The 21,853-nt window shown below is 37.5% G+C and carries 17 protein-coding genes; 14 read left to right on the top strand and 3 right to left on the bottom strand.

Features of this window, described 5'->3' with window-relative positions; all coding sequences use genetic code 11:
* Nucleotides 1–226: 226 nt before the first annotated feature.
* Complete coding sequence (locus tag U9M49_RS11070) at nt 227–1,147, bottom strand: NERD domain-containing protein (protein WP_322909815.1); 921 nt, start codon at nt 1,145–1,147, stop codon at nt 227–229.
* Nucleotides 1,148–1,268: 121 nt separating this feature from the next.
* On the opposite strand from U9M49_RS11070, the gene U9M49_RS11065 reads away from it, so the two are divergent.
* The 5 genes from U9M49_RS11065 to U9M49_RS11045 all read left to right on the top strand — a co-directional run bounded on the left by U9M49_RS11065 (nt 1,269) and on the right by U9M49_RS11045 (nt 10,868).
* Nucleotides 1,269–3,269: a hypothetical protein gene (locus U9M49_RS11065; RefSeq protein ID WP_322909814.1), complete on the top strand. Its 2,001-nt coding sequence runs from the start codon at nt 1,269–1,271 to the stop codon at nt 3,267–3,269.
* A 30-nt stretch (nt 3,270–3,299) separates the two neighbouring features.
* Entirely contained in the window at nt 3,300–4,676 is a 1,377-nt protein-coding gene (locus U9M49_RS11060; protein WP_322909813.1) for an MATE family efflux transporter, read from the top strand.
* A 102-nt stretch (nt 4,677–4,778) separates the two neighbouring features.
* Entirely contained in the window at nt 4,779–6,791 is a 2,013-nt protein-coding gene (locus U9M49_RS11055) for a penicillin-binding transpeptidase domain-containing protein (protein ID WP_322909812.1), read from the top strand.
* Between the two features lie 158 nt (nt 6,792–6,949).
* On the top strand, nt 6,950–7,159 hold the full coding sequence (locus U9M49_RS11050) for a hypothetical protein (RefSeq protein WP_322909811.1): 210 nt from the start codon (nt 6,950–6,952) through the stop codon (nt 7,157–7,159).
* A 514-nt stretch (nt 7,160–7,673) separates the two neighbouring features.
* Nucleotides 7,674–10,868 (top strand): fibronectin type III domain-containing protein, encoded by a 3,195-nt coding sequence (locus U9M49_RS11045; protein ID WP_322909810.1) that lies wholly within the window; start codon nt 7,674–7,676, stop codon nt 10,866–10,868.
* Nucleotides 10,869–11,231: 363 nt separating this feature from the next.
* On the opposite strand, the gene U9M49_RS11040 is transcribed toward U9M49_RS11045, so the two are convergent.
* Complete coding sequence (locus U9M49_RS11040) at nt 11,232–11,657, bottom strand: hypothetical protein (protein WP_322909809.1); 426 nt, start codon at nt 11,655–11,657, stop codon at nt 11,232–11,234.
* A gap of 315 nt (nt 11,658–11,972) precedes the next feature.
* On the opposite strand from U9M49_RS11040, the gene U9M49_RS11035 reads away from it, so the two are divergent.
* The 6 genes from U9M49_RS11035 to U9M49_RS11010 all read left to right on the top strand — a co-directional run bounded on the left by U9M49_RS11035 (nt 11,973) and on the right by U9M49_RS11010 (nt 18,352).
* Complete coding sequence (locus U9M49_RS11035; RefSeq protein ID WP_322909808.1) at nt 11,973–12,668, top strand: response regulator transcription factor; 696 nt, start codon at nt 11,973–11,975, stop codon at nt 12,666–12,668.
* Entirely contained in the window at nt 12,665–14,047 is a 1,383-nt protein-coding gene (locus tag U9M49_RS11030) for a HAMP domain-containing sensor histidine kinase (protein WP_322909807.1), read from the top strand. Before U9M49_RS11035 ends, U9M49_RS11030 begins: the two co-directional genes overlap by 4 nt.
* 77 nt (nt 14,048–14,124) lie before the next feature.
* Complete coding sequence (locus U9M49_RS11025; RefSeq protein WP_322909806.1) at nt 14,125–14,865, top strand: PepSY domain-containing protein; 741 nt, start codon at nt 14,125–14,127, stop codon at nt 14,863–14,865.
* Between the two features lie 97 nt (nt 14,866–14,962).
* Complete coding sequence (locus U9M49_RS11020) at nt 14,963–15,502, top strand: PepSY domain-containing protein (RefSeq protein ID WP_322909805.1); 540 nt, start codon at nt 14,963–14,965, stop codon at nt 15,500–15,502.
* 232 nt (nt 15,503–15,734) lie between these two features.
* Nucleotides 15,735–16,913 carry a glycerate kinase gene (locus U9M49_RS11015; RefSeq protein ID WP_322909804.1) on the top strand — a complete coding sequence of 393 codons (1,179 nt, stop codon included), beginning with the start codon at nt 15,735–15,737 and terminating at the stop codon, nt 16,911–16,913.
* Complete coding sequence (locus tag U9M49_RS11010; RefSeq protein WP_322909802.1) at nt 16,910–18,352, top strand: SLC13 family permease; 1,443 nt, start codon at nt 16,910–16,912, stop codon at nt 18,350–18,352. Before U9M49_RS11015 ends, U9M49_RS11010 begins: the two co-directional genes overlap by 4 nt.
* Nucleotides 18,353–18,441: 89 nt before the next feature.
* Here U9M49_RS11010 and U9M49_RS11005 read toward each other — a convergent pair whose 3' ends face one another.
* On the bottom strand, nt 18,442–19,209 hold the full coding sequence (locus U9M49_RS11005; protein ID WP_322909801.1) for an SGNH/GDSL hydrolase family protein: 768 nt from the start codon (nt 19,207–19,209) through the stop codon (nt 18,442–18,444).
* 222 nt (nt 19,210–19,431) lie between these two features.
* Here U9M49_RS11005 and U9M49_RS11000 point away from each other — a divergent pair, with 222 nt between their 5' ends.
* The 3 genes from U9M49_RS11000 to U9M49_RS10990 all read left to right on the top strand — a co-directional run bounded on the left by U9M49_RS11000 (nt 19,432) and on the right by U9M49_RS10990 (nt 21,714).
* Nucleotides 19,432–20,184, top strand: a complete 753-nt coding sequence (locus tag U9M49_RS11000; protein ID WP_322909800.1) for a YveK family protein — start codon at nt 19,432–19,434, stop codon at nt 20,182–20,184.
* Entirely contained in the window at nt 20,159–20,854 is a 696-nt protein-coding gene (locus U9M49_RS10995; protein WP_322909799.1) for a CpsD/CapB family tyrosine-protein kinase, read from the top strand. Before U9M49_RS11000 ends, U9M49_RS10995 begins: the two co-directional genes overlap by 26 nt.
* Before the next feature lie 98 nt (nt 20,855–20,952).
* Nucleotides 20,953–21,714: a tyrosine-protein phosphatase gene (locus tag U9M49_RS10990; RefSeq protein ID WP_322909798.1), complete on the top strand. Its 762-nt coding sequence runs from the start codon at nt 20,953–20,955 to the stop codon at nt 21,712–21,714.
* The last annotated feature ends 139 nt before the right edge of the window (nt 21,715–21,853 follow it).

Below are 21,853 nucleotides of genomic sequence, written 5' to 3'. Positions count from 1 at the left end.
CGTAAAAGGCAGATACGCGCAAAAGGGAAAGGAAAGAAAACCGGAATTGCGCGCAATAGGCAGATACGCGCAAAAGAGAAAGAAAAGAAGCCGAGAAATGCGCGTAAATGGTGGATACGCGCAAAAGGGAAAGGAAAGAAAACGGGAATTGCGCGCGTGTAAGATATCAAAAAGGTAGATGCGTAATCGTAACAAATGGTTTTTCCTCTTAGATCCTAAGTTACAGTCAATATTTGTTTTGTTTATAATAAGTAGATTTTCCTAAGCCATGACTTTCAAATTTGTTAAGCATGAAATAGTTAATGAATCTCTTACTAACCTCTTCATCAATCCAGTCAAAAATATTAGCCGTAGTTACCTTACGTTCTGGAAAAAGTGCCATATAATCTTGAATATTGTTTAAGACAGTATCGTTGACTGTAGCAGAGTGATGACATTTCATGCAGGAAAATGTCTTTTTATGTTTTCTTTTCATCTTCCCTCCACAAACCCCGCAAAATAGCCCTTTCGCCATCTGATCAAAGTGATATTCAGGTTTATGGAGCAAGTGGATATTGTTTATGTGATTTGTTAATAAGGTATCAATGATTTTTGTGTGCATCCGTTGGGGTGAAAAGGTTTGTTGTTTGAGACCATCCGAGAATTCAGGGATTTGTCCTGGAAGAATGAGTTGTTCTTGATGAGAGGCACCGTAGAGGATAAAAGTAGGGTGGACGAAAATAAGGTAATAGTCAAACGGCATGTTAAGTTGGTACTTTTTTAAGAATTGATGGAATAAGGGTTCGGCACGTTTGATCTGGTTGAGGGGATTCTTCATTTCTTTGTGAGAGGGACTATACCACTTATCTCCATTTACTGAAAAATTTCCTTGGAAGTTTTTTACTTCAAAAAGTACTAGTTTGTTTTGGAGAATACAGAGGGCATCAATTTGAATAGTAGATTGGTTCACTTCAAATTGAAGATCATATAGAATCGGGATGTTCTTCGGGAGTTCATTCAGATAGGTGGCCCAATTCTTCTCACCATTATAGCCTTTTTGTAAAGATTGAAGATAGTACGCAGATTCTGGAGGTAATTCGGTGCGACTGTGGATTGCTCGATAAAAACGGAGAGTAGTCGAAGCTTCGAGTGGTTTATAAACAGTCAAAAACATCATCCTTTCTTTTCCAAAATTATAACCGATAAGAGTGCCACTGTCATTCTTTTTCACCAGTAAGTCCAGTCCTTCATATGTTATAAAAGGACATGCTCAGATAGGAGTGAACATGATGGTTTCGGTTTCAACTTTTGCAGAACTGCAAACGGCAATTAGTAATCAAGAGGATGTTATTACGGTTACGGATAGTTTTGATCTTGAAACAACTCTATCAATTAACTACACAGTGGAGATAAGTGGGGAAAATACATCTATTATCTTGACCAGACTTACGGGGTTTACAGGATACCTTTTTAATGTTGCTACAAATGGGAACCTACTTTTGCAAGGTTTAACTATAGATGGTAATAAACAAAATACTGTCGCCTCTTCGATTGTTTTTTGTACAGGTACGGGTATTGTAACGCTTAACGATTCATCCTTGCAAAATTCTTCTGTGCCAAGGGGAGGTGCCTTCTATCTAACTGGATCTGCTATTTGTAATGTAAACAATTCAACCATTTATAATTGTGATGCCTCAGAGTTTGGTGGAGGTATATATATTGCTTCAAGTGCACATGCGAATATCACCGATTCAATGTTAGTGCAGAATGTTTGTGCTAGCTTTGGTGGAGCTATTTTTGTGAACCAAGGAAGTGCCACTATTAATGGGTCAGTTATCTCCAATAATATCGCGACCGTTGGTGGGGGCATTTACTTTAATACAGGTACAAGTTTTACTATTGCTGATACGGATATTATCGGGAATCAATCAACAGAACCAACTGATACGAGGGGGGCAGGTGGGGTCTTAATCAACCCGGACGTTATTGGAAGCTTCATGAGAGGTAGCATCGCAAACAATACTGCGTTAAAAAATGGAGGCGGCTTGTATATTAACCAGCGATCTCAAATCGCCTTTAACGATGTTTTGCTAACTGGAAATTCGACATCAAGTAATGGTGGAGCTTTCTTTGCTAACATTAATAGTGTGATAAATATCGTTAACTGTGAAGTGGCGGACAATATTGCCAGTAATGGAGCTGGTTTATTTATCAATTCAAATGCAACGATTACTCTATCTCTTTGCCGTATTTTCTCTAATCAAGCCAACCTTAATGGCGGTGGGGTATACTTTAATAATGAAACAAGTACGATATTCGACCAATGCACGATATTCGAAAATATTGCTGCTAATGGTGGAGGTGTGTTTGTCAATTTAAATGCGGGGCTTCAAATCATGGAGAGTATCATAAGAAATAATCGGGTAACTGAAAGTGGCGGCGGTGTGTTTGTTAATGATATTACAGAAGTCGTTCTCACTAATATTCAAGTAACTGATAACTATGCTGGTGAAACAGGTGGAGGCATATTTACGAATACAAATAGCCAAACAAGGATAACAGAATCTCTAGTTGAACGTAATGAAGCTGCCCTAGTTGGCGGAGGTATTTTTAATACAGGTGAAATTTCTTTTGTAGGTAGTAATAGTGTTGGGGATATTGGTGTGAATATGGCTGAAACTGCACCAGGTATATATAATGGTGGTATTCTACTCATGCAAGATCAGCTTGGGGATGCGAACGGGCTTTATATTGTTGGTCGAAGTAACGTAGCCTACATTACCGCACCGCTTATCCAAGGGACTGTTGTGCAATTAGATTTAACCAATTATGTCACACCAAATGATGCTGGTACACCAATCGTAGTTGCTGAATCGACCGCAACTTATCCGATCTTAGTACAATCAGATGCGGATAAATTTTTTAAGCCGACAACCGAGTTTGAGGATTGGGTGATTCGTTTAAGTGATGACAATACGCAAGTCCTGTTGGTCAGATTACCTAATGATACAATTACTTATCAAAATATATTTAGAACGGTGAGTCCAAACCCACAAACGTACACAGCCTCAGAACTGCCAATTATATTAAATCCACCAGGACCAGTACGTGGTTACCGATTTGTGAATTGGTATAATACTGCGGGGCAGGTGGTAACGGTTATTCCAGCAGGGACAACAGGGGATCTTATTCTTTATGCAAGGTGGGCTCCAGCTAGTGATATGTTATCATCCACTTCTGATGTTCGATTGAAACAACATCATTCCAGTGCTAAAATAAATAATCGTTAAAATCAGACGAAACAGGAGATAGAATACAAGATGTATCATGCAGAAACGTGGAATGAGAAAATTAAGCTATTTTTGCAAGTGCTATGGCCGATTATGGTGACGCAAATAGGGCTATATGCAATGAATTTAACGGATACGATGATGTCTGGCCGCGTTGGAACGGATGATTTGGCTGGAGTGGCAATTGGGTCCAATATATGGATGCCGGTATTTACAGGGATTAATGGGATTATGCTTGCTATAACTCCTATTGTGTCGCATTTACTAGGACAAGGTAAAAAGGAGAAAATATCCTATAGTGTGACACAAGCGTTATACTTAGCTGCTATTATTGCTGTTATTATACTTTTAATCGGTATTTTTTTCCTGGAGCCGATTTTAAGTTTAATGAGCTTGGCTCCAAATGTTGAATATATTGCTTTTCATTATTTACTTGGCTTATCAATCGGGATTGTGCCGTTATTTTTATACAATGTGCTAAGGAACTTCTTTGATGCACAAGGATTCACACAAATCACGATGATCATTACCATATTAGCGGTACCAGTAAATATATTCTTGAACTACTGCTTAGTGTTTGGTCACTTTGGTTTTCCAAGGCTCGGCGGAGTTGGTGCAGGTTATACAACGGGCTTTACGTATTGGTTCATTCTAATTATTAGTATATTGATCAGTTTTAAAATCGGTAAAATAAGAAACTACAAAATTGGGAAAGTTTGGTTTAAGCCATCAATAAAAGCATGGAGAGAACAATTATCCATTGGAATTCCAATAGGATTAACAATTTTCTTTGAATCTAGTATTTTTGCGGTTGTGACCCTTTTAGTTGGTATGATGTTTTCAACGATTACAGTAGCAGCCAACCAAGTGGCGTTTAGTTTCACTTCCTTATTATTTATGATCCCTCTTAGTCTATCAATGGCGATGACAATTATGATCGGGTACTCTGTTGGGGGCAGACGTTTAGACAACGCAAAAAAATACAGTTTGCTTGGTGTTATAGGTGGAATGGCATTTATGGGCTTTGCTTCTATCTTCTTGTTGTTCTTCAAAGAACAAATTGCCGCCATCTATTCGAATGATCCACAAGTGATTTTACTTGCGGCTAACTTTTTTGTGATTGCTATTTTTTATCAGATTTCAGATGCTGCTCAAGCGGGGTTACAAGGTGTCTTACGAGGCTATAAAGATGTGAAAATACCATTTATCATTGCTTTTATATCCTATTGGGTGATTGGTATTCCAGTTGGCTATGGTTTAGCTGCCTTTACAGAGCTTGAGGCATACGGTTTTTGGATTGGTATTTCCGTAGGGCTAACTGCAGCGGCAATCGGTTTCTACATTCGTTTGAAAACCATTCATCATAAGGAAAAGGAAAAACAAGTAGGAATATCCGAGCTGTCATAAAGGCTCGGTTTTTTTGTTCATAAAATGTTCTCATGAAACCGTTGTTCTATATATGGTATGAAAGTGACCGTAGTGTTAAAATGGTTGATGAGGGGGAGAGACATGAAAAAGATAGTCTATTTATTTGTGGCCATTACGGTTTTAGCCATTCTTAGCGCATGCAATAAAGAGGTTGATCCAGAACAACGGTTATCTCAATATATAGAATATTGGAATAAAGAAGAGTTCGCAAAAATGTATGGCATGCTCTCAAAAGAGGCAAAGGAATCAGTTAGTGAAGAAGACTTTGTCAGTCGCTATGAAAAAGTATATACAGATTTAGGCATTGCTAACTTAGACATTTCACATAAAAAATCAGAGAAAGAACAAGATACAGATCAGCAATCATTACAACTACCCTTTTCGGCAAAAATGGATAGTTTAGCAGGAGAGATTGCCTTTGATCATCAAGCAACATTAGTTAAAGAAGAGAGAGACGATGAGGAAAATTGGTATATTGAATGGGATACGACTTATATTTTCCCTGAACTTGGCCCGAATGATGAAATTACATACAACACAGTGAAGGCAAAACGGGGAGAAATTGTCGATCGTTCAGGCGATCCACTTGCTTTCAATGGGACGATTTTAGAAATCGGCATTGTCCCAGAACAAATGGACTCTGAAGATGAAACGGTTAAGCAAGTGGCAAAATTACTTGAGATCTCAGAGAACTCTGTTAAGGATAAACTAGGCGCGAGTTGGGTACAGGCAAATCAATTTGTGCCAATCAAGAAAATTGCGACGAATCAAGAAGAACTATTAAATAACTTGATGAGCATACCAGGTGTATTAAAAAAGGATATTGAAGGTCGAGTATACCCTGGCGGCGAGGCGGCCTCACACTTAATTGGTAATGTCGCTCAAGTGACGGCTGACGACTTAGAGGAACACGAAGGAAAAGGATATGGCAGTAATGATGTCATCGGACGCCGTGGCTTAGAGAAAGTATATGAGGAAAAGCTGCGTGGTTCAAATGGTGTCTTAATTGGGATTAAGAAAGAGGACGGTTCAGAGGTAGTAGTGGCCGAAACACCAGTAGAAAATGGTAGCAACGTTCAGTTAACCATTGACCTCACATTACAAGAGGACTTGTATAAAGAACTGGATCATAAGCCAGCCACTGCGGCCGCCATTGACCCTGTTACTGGTGAAACATTGGCCCTTGTCTCTAGTCCAGGGTTCGATCCGAATCAAGCAACACTTGGATACTCTGCCTCGCAATTAGAAGAACTAGAAGAGAGTGGTGATAATCCATTCTTGAACCGTTTTCAACACACGTATGCACCAGGTTCCGTGATTAAACCAATTACAGGTGCGCTTGCACTAAAAGAAGGAGCCATTAAACCTGAAGATACAATAGAAGTGAAGGGCTTGCAGTGGCCGGATGATAATCGCTGGGGTGATTACCGAATCACAAGGGTAAGCGATCCTGGAAAGCCAGTCAATTTCGATTTGGCGATGATGTATTCGGATAATATTTACTTTGCAAGGGCAGCATTAGAGCTAGGAAAAGACAAATTAACTGCTGGGTTAAAAGAATTTGGCTTTACAGAGGATATTCCCTTTGCCTATCCACTCGAATCTTCTACAATCGGCGAGCTGGATAAAGAAACATTAATTGCCGATTCCGGTTACGGGCAAGGACATGTTGAAATGAGCATCCTTCACTTGGCTACTTCTTATACACCTTTTATCAATAATGGGTCAATGATTAAACCGATCTTGCTCCTGAATGATGAAGAAAAGAGCCAAGTGTGGAAGGAAAATATAATTGATGAAGCTACCGTTAAAACTGTAGCTGAATCGATGAATAAAGTAGTGAACGAACCAGGCGGTACAGCACGTACGGCACGTATTGAAGGCTACCCGCTAGCAGGGAAAACGGGGACAGCGGAACTGAAACAAACCGCTGATGAAGAGGGTAAAGAAAACGGCTGGTTTGTTGCCTATAACCCGGATGACCCTCGTCTCCTTATCTCAATGATGGTTGAAGGTGTCGAAGAACAAGGTGGCAGTAAAATCGTCATCGAAAAAGTGAAAGATACATTTGAGAAAAACAAAGATCGTTTCTAATAAAGAACAAAGTTGAAGGTTGGGACTCGGTGGTTCCAGCCTTTTGTTATTTTTAGATGCTTGATGTAATAACATGGGGGTGTAGTGGAAAAGAGAGGGGTGCTGCGTTGAGGGGGGGTGTGTGGAAATGTACTAAAAACCGGAGAGAGCAAGAAAAGATGGTAGGAAAAGCCGAGAAGCGAACCAAAAATCAGAGAGAGCAAGAAAATATCGTAGGGAAAGACGAGAAGCGAACCAAAAACCAGAGCGAGCCAAAAAATATGGAAGGAAAAGCCGAGAAGCGAACCAAAAATCAGAGAGAGCAAGAAAATATGGTAGGAAACAGCGAGAAGCATACCAAAACCGGAGCAAGCAAGAAGAAATGGTAGGGTACGACGAGAAGCGAACCAAAAACCAGAGCGAGCATGAAAATATGGTAGGAAACGCCGAGAAACATACCAAAAATCAAAGTAAGCCAAAAAAAATGGTAGGATAACGGACAGAATCGCCTCAACAGAGCTTATCCCAATGGCTACCAACCCGATCCACGATTCTCCTTTCTCGAGGAGTTACCTTTCAAAAAATTTTATCACTCCTATAACCACCCCCAACCGATCAAATCTTCGAGAGAGATAAGCAGCACATGCCGTGACTACATCGTAAATCAACGATCAAAACATCCTCTGACGTATCCCGCGCAATCGCTTATCAAACAAGTACTCCGGTGATTGGGATAGCAACCTAGCCAAGTCATGTTTCGACAAAAACCTTTATTTTCCTCAAGGGATGATGTCGAAAAATATTTTATCGTAAGTATCTATACAAGCCCATCTATTCGTTATATGATACATCTGTATTGAAAGGAATATATTTCTAAAAATAGAGAGAATAGGGGAATTGGGAATGAAAAAAGCTATCCATCTACTTTTATCCATGATGCTCGTTTTTTCTTTCATCCCTGCATCCGTTCTAGCGGAGACAGAGAGTACGGAGGAAACACCGACTTCACCAGGAACAACTGATGTGGAAAAACCATTAGATATTCAATTGCAAAATCCAGAATATATTGATGGGCAAGTGAAATTGAAATGGCGAGTGAAATATGAAGAATCTGCAAATGAGAATGCAGAATTGTTCACCCTCGTTAAAAACGGAGAACGTTCGGTTCTTGCCAGCCAACCAGAAATGAGTCAAGAACAAACTGGGGAAGATGGCGTTTATCGTATATATGAATTGATTGATTCTGAGGTGAAACCTGGAGATACAGTGACTTATGCGATTGCGCAAGGTAAGGCGCAAAGTAACGAAACAACGTTAACGGTTGAAATGCCGGTTGTAGAAGAGGAAGCTAGCGAAGAGTCACCAAAAGAAGATGAAACAGTTGTTGAGGAAGAAGAACAAGTTGCGGATGAAGAAGCAGCAGTAAAAGATGAAACTGTCCCTTCCTTAAATATTGTTGCTCATAAGATAACTGATACAACAGCTGACATTTCGTGGAGTTTAGTGGATGTTGATGAATTTAGATTATACGTTGATGGCAATTTAAAAGAAGTCGTTTCACCAAATAAAACAACCTATGCATTAACGAAATTAGCCCCTGCTACTACATATAAAGTGAAAGTAGAAGGTGTTCAAAAAGGTAGTGTAGTATCTTCAGCAGAGGTAGAAGTAACAACATCGGCAGTACCTACAGGAGAAGTTATTCCATTCGAAGACAGTACTCTTGAGCAAGCAATTAAAGATGAATTAGGGTTAAAGCGCGCTATTTATCAAGCTGACTTAGACCGTTTAACCAGTCTATCAATCTCGAATTTATGGGTAACATCTATTGAAGGATTACAATTTGCGACAAATTTAGAAACATTGCATCTCGGTTATAATGACATTGCTGATTTAACACCAATCAAAGCATTAACAAAGTTAAAAGACCTTGATGTCACAGGATTAGCTATTAAAGATACAAGTATTTTTAGTAAAAGTTTAGTGGAATTAAATATCTCTCATACTTCACTAGCCAACCTGGATTTCCTAAAAAAATTAACGAATCTTCAAACAGTTTATGCTTATGGTCTGCCTTGGATTGGTGAAAATGCTGGGGCACAAGCTGTACTGAAAGATTTAACTGCAAAAGGCGTAACCGTGTACAGCAATGAAGCAGATGATGTAAATATGATGGTAGAGCGTGGATTTGTCAATGAATCAAGTATCCAAGTGTATTGGAGTTACTGGCCTGAAGCCAATTTCAATTTGTACCCAGATCATTATATTGTTTCTATTGACGGGAAAGAAACGAAAGTATCTGGTTTAGAAGAACATGTATTTAAGAACTTAAAGGCAGATACAACCTATAATATCGTTATTAAGGCTTACGACGGTAAACAATTAATTGGTCGGGCAACAATGGATGTGAAAACGGCAAAATTACCTGAAGGAAAAAAAGTGTCGATTAAGGATAAAGGGTTAAGAGACATGATTAAGATGACTCTTGGCATTAGCCGTGACATATATGAAAGTGATATGAAAAATTTAACTTCACTGTATGTTGATTATGAAGGTGTTCGGAATTTAGCTGGACTAGAGCTGGCTACAAACCTTGAAGAGCTATCGATAACAGGGAACCCAGTCAGTGATCTAACAGCGATTAAAGGCTTGAGTAAGTTATCGGTATTATTTATTGATGACACGAAAGTGAAAGATTTAAAACCATTGTCGGGCTTAACAAACTTGAATATGCTTGTTGCTTCCTACAATCCTGGACTCGATTTATCACCAATACAAGGTTTACCTAACTTACAATCGCTTTCAGCAGATAGCAATGGATATAAGAAGCTCCCTGTTTTGCCAAGTAGCTTAATCGAATTATCACTATATGATAATGAACTAACAAGTCTTAAAGGAATCGAAAAAGCAGCCAATCTGCAATACTTAATCGTATCGGATAATCCAATTAGTGATTTCAAATCACTAGCGAAATTACAGTTACTATTCTTACTTGCAGATTATACAAATATGACGAATCTTGATTGGTTAAATTCTGAGAATGCTCATGTTTTACAAGGTCTTATTATTTCGGGTAATGCTATTACTGACATTACGCCACTTAAGAATGGTAATAATCTATTATTCTTAGCAATGGATGAAACAGCTATTACGGATATTTCGCCATTACTAGATTTACCTTACTTAGCTATTGTCTCTTTCATCTCGGTCCCAACGCTTGACATTTCGGAAGGATCGAAAGCGATGGAAGTGATTAAAGAATTAAGAATGCGCGGTGTGGAAGTTTTCTATGAAGAAGAAATGGGGAACTTAAGCTTTACCTCTTTAACAGCGACGCATGATTCAATCTATGCAGAATGGGAATATATTGGGGAAGAAGAAGTAGCAGATTATGAATTGTATATAGATGGTGAATTAGTAGATACAGTACCTGGAACAGAATCTAGTTATGTATTTACTGGACTATCTCCGGGAACGCCGTATGAAGTTGCTATTGCAGCACTAAATGCGGATGGAGAAGAAATTGAAATTTATTTCGATTATGTATTCACGATTAGTGAAGATCTTTACTTCACAAAAGTAGAAGCAACAGAGGACTCTATTGAAACAGAATGGATATACGATGGTGAAGGAGCAGTCTATGAATATGAAATCTCTCTAAATGGAGAAGAGTATGAAATCGTGGATGCAGATACACTCTCGCATATTTGGACAGAACTTGAGAAAGACACAACATACACTATTGAATTGATGGCCTATGACGAAGAATATGAAATCCTTGGTTATACTTATGCAGAAGCAACAACAACAGTAGATGAAGACGGAACGGGCGAGGGCAACACCCCTCCTCCACCAACGAAAAAACCAGACCCAGGCAATGGTAATAAAAAACCAACTGATGGTAAAACACCATCAGATGTCATCAAAGGGAAAAAAGAACAAATGAAATCTGGCGCCAAACCAGAGGAGAAAACAGGTAAGTCTCTACCAAATACGTCAACCAACAGCTATAACTATTTAGCAATGGGTATGACGATCTTACTAGCAGGTACCATCATGTTATTCCTTGCAAGGAAAAAACACCCGTCAGTGAAATGATGAACAAAGAGTGACCCTAAAATGGTGTCACTCTTTATTAAGTTCCGGCGAACAATGTGAGGAAAATTAGTTTCTATTGTGTTTGTTTTGCTCTAGCCTCTTTACAACCAAACACATGAGCATAAGTTATACCTATACCTTTGGGGAAAAGGTATGGGCAAAGCCAAAATGCGAACAACAGGTATGAAGATGTGCAAGTTACCTAGAAACAATTGGTTTGAATCGGATAGGAAATCATGGCGCGAATTTCCTTAAACTTCTTTCATGCCATAGAAATGTATAAATACTTAAAGAATAACCTCAAAGGGTCCGGTCGACTTTCATTACTTCCACCTGCTATTAGTGTCTTTTCTGTCATTCTTTTTATGGTAATATTTGGTTGAAAACTTCTCCGCCATTACCGTGAATTTTTATCACTTTAAGTCGATTTGTTTTCTTGATGAAGATAGTTTTATATTGTTTTTCACCATTTTGCTCAATAATAAACACGCGTTTACTTCCAGTATCTGACTCTTTTGTGAAGAGATAATCTTGATCACCGATTAGTTCTATGATTTTGCCGTATTCTGGTAATGAAGACAAATACTTTTCGTTAGAAATCTTATCATTTGCTATGTTTTGTACAGGGACTGAATGGTTACCTGATTTTGAGTTTGCCTCTTTTTCATCAGATGATTGAGACACTTCATGGGTCTTCTCTTTATTCATGTCCGATTCCTCACCGGAATTACTGTTACAAGCAGAGAGGAGCAGTATCCCAGTAATTAGTGCAAGTTGCCATTTATACATGATGCAATTTCATCTCCTGTAAATATAATTTTAATTAACCATAACAAATGCTCCGGTTAAATTCATCCAATAAAAGTCTCAATTCAAAAACAAACGATTGTACTAGATAAGTCCTTTCAAAAAAAGAAAGCTCATATTTAATTGCCTCTTTTAAAAAATGATGAGAAATGAGCCATTTGGCCGTTTAATAAACACGGATTTTAACAGAAACTGGGGTTGAAAGGTATTAATATAAATATATTCATAAAGTAATAGAATCTTAATAAAAAGAATCTACAATCAATCATAAAGTGGATTGTAAAGGGTGGGTATTTAATGGACAAAAAATCAATTCTCGTCATTGAAGACGAAGAAAAAATTGCACGGTTATTAGAATTAGAGCTGGAATATGAAGGATATGAAGTGACGAAAGCGCTTGATGGGTTAGAAGGATTCCATACTTATAAAAGCAAAATATGGGATCTCGTATTATTAGATATTATGCTTCCGGGGATTAGCGGAATAGAGTTGTTAAGAAGAATTAGGGCTAATGATAACCATACACCGGTCATACTTTTAACTGCGAAAAGCTCAGTTGAAGACAAAGTCTCTGGATTAGATTTAGGTGCGAATGATTATATAACAAAGCCTTTTCAAATAGAAGAGTTGCTGGCCAGAGTCCGTGTGGCATTCCGAAATAAAGTCACTGAGGAAGTAGAAAATGAAGAAGATGTGCTTACGATTGCTAATTTAAAAGTGAATGAGAAAACAAGAGAAGTTTTTCGTGGGGATACATTTATTGAATTGACACCGAGGGAGTTTGATTTGCTTGTTTATTTATTGGTAAATAAACGACAAGTACTGAATCGTGATCAAATTGTTGAAGCAGTCTGGGGATATGATTTTATTGGTGATACAAATGTTGTTGATGTTTATATTCGATATATAAGGAAGAAAATTGACGTTGAAAATCTCCCTGCGCTTATCCATACGGTACGAGGTGTAGGTTATGTAATAAGGGAGATGAAATGAAGTTAAAAAACAAAATCAATCTATATACTTCTATCTTGTTCCTCATATTACTAATCGTCATGAATATCTCTATTTATTTGCTGTTTAGCAATATGATGATGAATAGTGAACTTGACCGTGGGAAACTGGAATTGGAAAGAAATGCTGCTGAAATCGATCAGTCACTTGCCACGGTACCAATGGACACGTTACTTCGGGCTTATATTCCTATCGACGGTATGGTTCGTATCGTTTATGAGGATAGCCAAAAAGCAGCTAGTACATTTGTGGATCCTTCTTTTAATAAAGAGGCTCATAACATAGAGAAATCATTTAGTTCCTCATTAAATGTCGAGATTAAAGAGGGTGAAACCTCATATACTTTTGGTTCGATTCCGATTATTTTGAGCAATGGTGAAATAGCTAACCTGCAAATCGCCAAAAGCATTGTAAGAACGACAGAAAATTTAAAAGTATTACGGTTGGTTTTAATCATTGTAACCTTAGTTGCGATGATTCCAGTTATTATTTCTAGTAGGTTATTAGGCAACCTTATTATTGCGCCGATTACTTCAATGATTAAGACGATGAGTGAAATTAGAGAAAGTGGGAAATTTAAACGGCTGCCATTAAATAAAGATTCCAATGACGAATTGCATGAAATGGGTACGACTTTTAATCATATGATTGATTTACTCGAGGTCAACTTTGATAAGCAAAAACAATTTGCTTCAAGTGCTTCCCATGAACTAAAAACACCACTAACTGTAATTGAAAGCTATACCAGTCTTTTAAAAAGACGAGGATTGCATGATGAGGAACTTTTTAAAGAATCAATTGAAGCGATTCATTCTGAAGCCATTAGAATGAAAAATTTGACAGAACAACTATTACTCCTAGCACAACATAATCAACAATGGAATATAGAAACAACCAAAATTAGCCTAAGCGACTTTTTGGTAGATTCAGCAAAAGCTTTCCAGAACGGCTACAATCGAAGGATTATTTTTGAAAGTGAAATTGATGGCAATGCGTCCATTTACTCAGATGAACAAAAGTTAAAGCAATTACTTTTTATATTCCTTGATAACGCAAGAAAGTATAGTAATGATGAAATTACAATCACTTTGAGTGAGAATAGTAACGAAGAAATACTTATTCATGTTTCTGACCGTGGAATAGGTATAGATGAGAATGAGCTTCCCAAAATATTTGAACGTTTTTACCGTATTGATAAAGCAAGGTCCAGAAAAACAGGAGGAGTCGGACTTGGACTTTCTTTAGCGAAGGAAATTGCCGAGGCTTTAGCCATTGAGATAAAATTACAAAGTGTTGAAAATCTAGGAACAACGGTTACCATGGTGTTTAATAACGAACATAGGAAAACAAAAATTAATTAATCGATCAGTGCTTTCTCATTTTCTTTTAATTTTTTTATTAGATAATAAAGGAAAGGGATATAGAATGGAGGATAATAATGAGAAGAAAAGGGTTATGGATTACTCTTGGGTTAGTTGTCATCGCAACCTTTATTATTATTGTTACATGGCAAGGAGTAACTACTTCTGCGAAAACAATTACTAAAGATGACGCCCTTGCCTTAATTGAGGAAAGGTATAAAGGCAGCAAAGTAACAAATATCGAATTACAACAAAGTGCTTATCACATAAAAATGACGAGAGAAAGCGGAATATATGAAGTTTCTTTAAATGCAGAAAATGGAGATATAATATCTTTAAAGAAACTTGGAGATAACTCAAGTGGCGGTGATGATCGTAATAAAACGATAAAGAATGAAAAGGAAATAGAAAGTATCTTATTACTGTCAAGCGATGATATTTTATCTATTAGTAAAAAAACCGAAAATCAGAAAGATGTTTATGTAGCTAAAGTTCTGGAGAATAAAGAGGAGTATATTGTTAAAGTAGATGCAGTAACAGGTTCAATTGTTTCAAAAGATAAAGCTGAAAAACCTAAAGAAGAAAACCCGGAAGAAGGCAAACAAAAAGAAGAAGATCGTCCAGTGGCTATTTCTAAAGATGAAGCAATTAAAATCGCGTTGGAACATGTAAAAGGGGCAGTCGATGATGATATCGAAATTGAAAATATTGGAGGCCAAACTTATTATCTCATTGAAATTGAAACCGATGATGATAATGAGGCAACCGTACAAGTTCATACTTTAACAGGGAAAGCTACTATTTCATTTGATGATTAATCTTACTTTTTAGCAAATTCTAATGTTACTCACCTCATTCCTTAATCTTACGCAATTATATTATAAGTAATCAGAAGATTAAAGGAGGATATTAATCATGAAAAATAAAATTTTTGTTGGTTTAATCATAACTGGTGTAATTATGGGTGGAGCGGTTGCTGTTGGGGCTACAAATAATGATGAAACAAATGCTACTTCTATCAATACAGAATTAGATGAAAAAGTATCTCAGGCCGGAGAGGCGGATGTCATTGCCATCAGTAAACAAGATGATGGGGAGAATCAATCTGACGATAGGGGATACGATGACGATAACGATGATGTACAGGACGTAAAAGTAGATGCCTCTTCAGGTGATTCTATCCAAAGGGATCAAGGTAATGAAGATGATGATATCGAAAGAGATAGAGACGACGCTAACGATGATGATAAGCAATTAATCAAGCAACGGATCATACAAGAAAAAGATGCGATAGCAATTGCAGAAAAGGCGTCTAACGGTAAAGTGAATGAAATTGAACTGGATGAAGAAGATGGTCTCATTGTTTATGAAATTGAAGCTGATTCCAAAAAAGGCGAAGTGGAAATAGAGATGAATGCAAAAACTGGAGAGATAATAAAAAAAGAGTTGGATTAATGAGGCCTGGCATGTATTTGGTGAGAACCATTTACATGTCTTTTTTATTTCGGTTGATTATTTGGGTTCATTCTTATTGATTTCTAATCTAACTATCATGGTTCTTACATAGAGTTCTCATCTTCAAAAACTAGTATAGAAGATAACAAGGAAAGTGAAAAAGCTTAGAAGTGACGGATTTAAATGGAAATGGCTCATTTTCCTAATAAAAAAATGACTTGGAGGCAGTAAAATGAAAATAGTGATTATCCCATCTGGTTTTAAGGAGTGTTTGGAAGCTGAGGAAGTAGCGAGTGCGATTGATAAAGGGATCAGGCGTTTTGATTCCGCTGTGGATACGCATGTTATTCCAATGGTTGATGGTGGAGAAGGTTTTGTCAAAACAATTATTAAAATTAAGAAAGGTGAACTTAAATTTATTGACGCCACAAATCCTGTAGGTGAAAAAGTACAGACATACTTTGGGTTGTATGAGGAAAACAACGTAAAAACAGCCGTAATTGAAATGGCCGCTATTGCTGGGCTTAGAATGGTTCCTCTTCACAAACGTAACCCTTTAAATACTCATACTTATGGTGTAGGAGAATTAATTTTAGCTGCCTTAGAATCAGGAGCGACTCATATTTTATTTGGCTGTGGTGATTCGGGTACATCCGATGGTGGGGCGGGTATGGCACAAGCGTTGGGTGCTAAATTTTATTCTCAAAATCATCAACCAATAGAAATAACGGGAGGGGGCTGCTTAAGTGATATTGCATATATGGATTTAACCAATATAGACCCAAGATTATCTCAAGTACAAATGCATGTCGCGTGTAATTGGCATAATGTACTTTGTGGTCCAAAGGGGGTGGCGCACGTATTTGCACCCCAAAAAGGAGCTTCCTTACTAGAGGTAGAGATATTGGCTAATGGTTTATCGCACTTTGCTAATTTAATAGAGAAGGCTACGGGGCATGATGTGAAAACGCTACCAGGTAGTGGCGCATCTGGGGGGTTAGGGGCAGGGTTAGTGGCATTTGCAGGTGCAAAACTATTTCCACGTTATGAAATTATTATGAAATATATTCAAATTGAAGAACATCTAGAAGGTGCTGACCTTGTATTAACTGCGGAAGGGTGTATAGATAGACAGACACCAAACGGGAAGATTCCTGCGGAAGTTGCTAGATTAGCAAAACAATTGGGCATACCGGTGATTGCAATTACTGGGTCCATTGGAAAGGATGCATGGGTAAACTATACAAGTGGGATTGATGCTTATATGAGCATTATTCAGAAGCCAACTTCATTAGAAAAGGCGATGGAAGACGCAGCAAATTTAATTGCTGATTGTGCAGAGGCAGCTGTACGTCAAATTCAGGTTGGCTATCGTATTGCTGAAAGGAAATTGGGTAAAGGTATCATATGAAATCTAATCGTTTACTAGAAAACAAGCAACAATCTACTAAAACATACTTAACTAAGCTGCCAAATGTAACACAAATCATCGTCATTCTTCTCTCATTTGTGTGTTCATTTATTGTTTTCACAGACAATATAGCTTATGATGCAAAGGTTTCTATGATTGTTTTCATTATTACACTAGCTTTATGGGTATGTACAAAACTTCCTGCCGCTTATGTGGCTTTAGGTGCATTACTATTACTCATTTTATTAAATGGTGCAAATACAGATGTGCTCTATTCGTCCTTTTCTTCGGAGATCATTTGGTTGATGATTGGTGCTTTTATTATTGGAGAAGCATTTAGTTCTTCTGGTCTATCTCTTCGAATGACACGAGTGATTATTCATAAAGCTAAAAACACAAACCAACTATTATTGTATTTGATGTTGTCTCTGTTTCCATTGGCTATCTTTATTCCTTCCACTTCCGGCAGGGCGGTACTCATGTTGCCAATTGTAAGAGAAATAGCGAATCTTGTTAAGAATAAGCAACAAAGAGAAATCATTGCATTGTTCGTACCAGTCATTATTTTAATGACAACCTCTTCAACTTTATTAGGAGCGGGTTCACATTTAATCGGGATTGAAATATTAGAGAAGACCACAGGAGATAGTATCTCTTATATAAATTGGTTGATATGGGGGCTCCCTTTTACCTTGATCATCAGTTTCATCACATATTTTGTTTTTAAATTATTTTTTTCAAAGGAATTAACTGCAGCCCCATTTGACGCGAACAATATCAACAATATATATGAAGTAAAGCCTGTTTCCAAAAAGGAGAAGCAAACCCTTATTCTTTTAACTGTCTTGATTTTGTTGTGGCTAACAGAAGCACTTCATGGATATGAAATAGGTTTGATTACAATTGTAGGTGCCTTTATTTTTATGCTGCCTAAGTATGGCGTCATTACCTGGAAGAAGGGTTTACAGGCTGTATCGTGGAATTTGATTTTATTTGTCGCTGCTGCAACAGCATTAGGTAAGAACCTGGTGGAAACAGGTGCGGTAAGCTGGATAGAGCAGGAAGTATTCAAGCTAATTGGTGCTTTTCCACCTATCCCTGCATGGGGTCTTGTGAGTCTTATCATCCTTATCGCTATTACCAGTCACATTTATATTACCTCTCATACGACAAGGGCTGTAGTGATGGTGCCAGGTATATTAATGCTTAGTATGACACTTAATTTAGAGCCATCCTCCATGCTCTTTTTAAGCTTAGTAGGGATGAACTATTGCTTAACTTTCCCGGTCAGTTCGAAGGCATTATTAGTATACTATGAGCATGACACGATGAGTTATCGTGCCAATATTTTATTAAAGTTAAATATGTTCTTAATGCCGATTTATTTTATATTGATGATTTTGTTTTACTTTACTTATTGGAACTGGACAGGGTTATAAGTGTAAAAAAAGGAGCCTTTATTCGGCTCCTTTTGCATTATATTAGTAAAGCTATAATCATTGAGCGTGAGATGTATGTGCAGTTTTAATCACTCTTCTGCTATAAAATATTCTCGTAAATATTCTACCCATAGATGATGACCTTGTTCATTCGGGTAGTAATCTTCCTCCAAGTACTCTCGTATGAATGGATCATTAGTATCTGGCCAAGCTTCCCAATGGTTAATATAAGTTAATCCTTGTACAGAAGCATACGTTTCTAACGCATCCACTTGCTGCATATATTTTTGCGGTAAATAAAATGGATTGGCAGGCTGCAACATCACGGTTACTTCTGGATTCATTTCTGAAAGTGTTTCTCTCCAGTTGTCGATATTCTCAAGCGGTGCAGTCACGTCCTCATACCAATCATTATCTTTCATTAAGAACGGTTCAATTAATACTAGATCCGGTGAAAACCGGACTACTTCATCAATATTAAAGTCACCTGAAAAACGATCAAAATGAACGGTTTCTACCTTCATTGTTTCTTGATAATGTTCGTGTAATTCAGCTGATAACTGCGCAGCCCAACTGTCTTCTTCACCAGTGGTAGAAGTAGAACCAACGAGCACAACGTTATATGGGACGTTGTTTTCTAATGTATTTGCATAAGATTGGATGGCACCTTCTGGCCAATTAGCAGCCATTCCTAAATAGTGTGACTGGTTTGCTTTATCCTCGTTTTGTCTCTCTTTTTCTCCCATACTTACATTCGTATTTCCATTGACGCTTGTTCTTTCCACCCAAGTAACGTGGCTCACCACGATAATTACTAGACTGAGTAATCCAGCTAATGTGATGGATATTATTTTCATATAAACACTCCTTTCAACCTATTTAGTCAGAAAAATCAACAAAACATGACAATTCCGAAATAATATACCTAAAAACCTACATTTTTATTGTGGGATACTAGATTATATAGTCAATAGTACCAAAAAATTATAAATTTTTTCCTTAAAAATAACATAATGTAACAAATGTTGCATTTTATATGATATAATCAATTTTGCTTAGTTCTTAACTGGGAGGGTCAAATGGAAGAAACTATTAGTCTAAAAGAACTGTATGATACATTAAAAAAGAGAATCGTCTTAATCCTGTCAATTACTATCGCGGCGGCCCTTATTAGTGGGGTGGTCAGTTACTTTGTATTAACTCCGGTCTATCAATCGTCTACACAAATTTTAGTGAACCAAGCAAAAGATAATCAAGAAATAACAAAAAGTGATTTGGATGGTAATTTACAATTAATTAATACATATAACGTCATCATCAAGAGCCCAGCGATACTAGATATCGTTAAGGAAGAGCTAAACTTAAATGTTTCAACAAGTGCATTAAATGAAAAAATATCCGTCCAAAGTGAACAAAACTCTCAAGTTGTAAAGATCTCAGTGGAGGATGAAAGTGCTGAACAAGCGGCGCTCATTGCAAATAAAACAGCTGAAGTGTTCAGAAGTGAGATACCAGACATTATGAATATAGATAATGTCTCGATTTTAGCCAATGCTGAGGTAACGGAGAATCAATCACCAATCAAACCCAACCCGTTATTGAATATTGCCATTGCATTTATAGTTGGTTTAATGGCTGGTGTGGGTCTAGCGTTTTTACTTGAGTATATGGATAACACAATAAAGAATGAAGAAGATATTGAAAAAGCCGTTGGTTTACCGGTCCTTGGATTAGTGGCAAACATTGAAGAAGGAAATGAGAAAGGTAAAGACATTCAAAAAAATCCAAAGACGAGGAGGAGTAACGTTGGCTCTAAAACGGAACAAGCTTAATAATCAGCTGAAACGAAATATCATTACGAGACATCAACCAAAGTCACCGATATCAGAGCAATACCGTACGATTCGAACAAATATTGAATTCTCCTCGCTCGACGAAGATGTTCGTACAATGATGATCACCTCAGCAGGACCAGGGGAAGGAAAGTCGACAACTACTGCTAATCTTGCTGTTGTTTTTGCTCAACAAGGTAAAAGAGTACTTCTTATTGATGCCGATTTAAGAAAACCAACTGTGCAATACACCTTTAATGTCTTGAATACAAGAGGTTTAGCTAATGTTATCTCTCAACAGACGGTCCTTGCAGATGCTGTCCAAGAATCAGAAGTAGAGAATCTCTTTATTCTAACAAGCGGTCCCATTCCACCGAACCCATCGGAGATGCTTGGCTCACGGGCGATGGATCGCGTGATTGCAGAAGCGACAACGCTATTCGACATCGTGATATTTGATACACCACCATTATTAGCTGTAACGGATGCACAAATTCTTTCGAATAAATGTGATGGCACTGTGCTCGTTGCCCAGAGTAAAAAGACTGAGAGAGAACAACTATTAAAAGCGAAGGAACTATTGCAGTCTGCAAAGGGGAAAATCCTCGGGGTTGTTCTAAATAAGATGAATATGAAAAAATCAAATTACTATTATTACTATGGGTCGTAAAAACCATACCCTTTTTACGAGACTATATAAACTATCATTTTGTCATTTTTAATAATCAGTCAATTTATAATATTTAAATTATTAAAAGGAGGAAAGTAATGATTGATATCCATTGCCACATCCTACCCCATTTAGATGATGGCGCACAAACATTCGAAGAATCATACAACATGGCAAAGCAGGCAATAAATGAAGGAATCACTGCAATCATTGCCACACCTCACTATCAAGAGAAGTATAGAAATGACAAACAAACGATTGTTAGAGAGGCATATCGTCTAAACGAAAGATTGCAAGCAGAGGATTTCCCGCTGTCTATCCATCCAGGACAAGAAGTGCGGATATTTGGGGAAGTATTGCAGGAATGGCAAGAAGGGAAAATTCAAACATTAGCAGACACCAACTATATGTTTATTGAATTTCCTTCAAATCATGTACCGAAATACACAGAAAGATTGTTTTATGACATGCAGCTAGAAGGGCTTATACCCATTATCGTCCACCCAGAACGAAACCAGCAGCTGATTGAACAACCGGAACTATTATATCGCCTTGTTAAAAAGGGCGCACTCACCCAAGTGACCGCCGGAAGTCTCGTCGGCCACTTTGGCAAAAATGTAAAAAAATTTACACAGCAAATCATCGAAGCGAATCTCACCCATTTCATCGCTTCTGATGCACACAATACAACAACCAGACCTTTCCATTTCAACAAAGCAATCGACACCCTCGACAAGCTTTACGGAACAGAAATCGTCTACCTCTTCACAGAAAATGCCGAGCTACTCCTTAACGGGGAAAACGTTATGAAGGAAATGCCCGAAAAAATCAAGCGTAAGAGGGTATTTGGGTTGTTTTAAATTGAAAATAGGACGGACCTATCTTCTTATCGTGTTTTGCTATGTCTATTATCGGTGAAGCTGTTTGGTTTTTATATAGGTATATAATACTAAAACTTTTACCTTATTAAGAACGGTGTTCACTGATAAATGATTTACA

This window comes from Cytobacillus sp. OWB-43 (genome assembly GCF_034651445.1).
In the GTDB taxonomy this organism is placed as follows: Bacteria; Bacillota; Bacilli; order Bacillales; family Cytobacillaceae; genus Cytobacillus; species Cytobacillus kochii.
The sequence above is the reverse complement of the archived record's forward strand: the minus strand, read 5'-3'. Positions and strand labels throughout refer to the sequence as shown.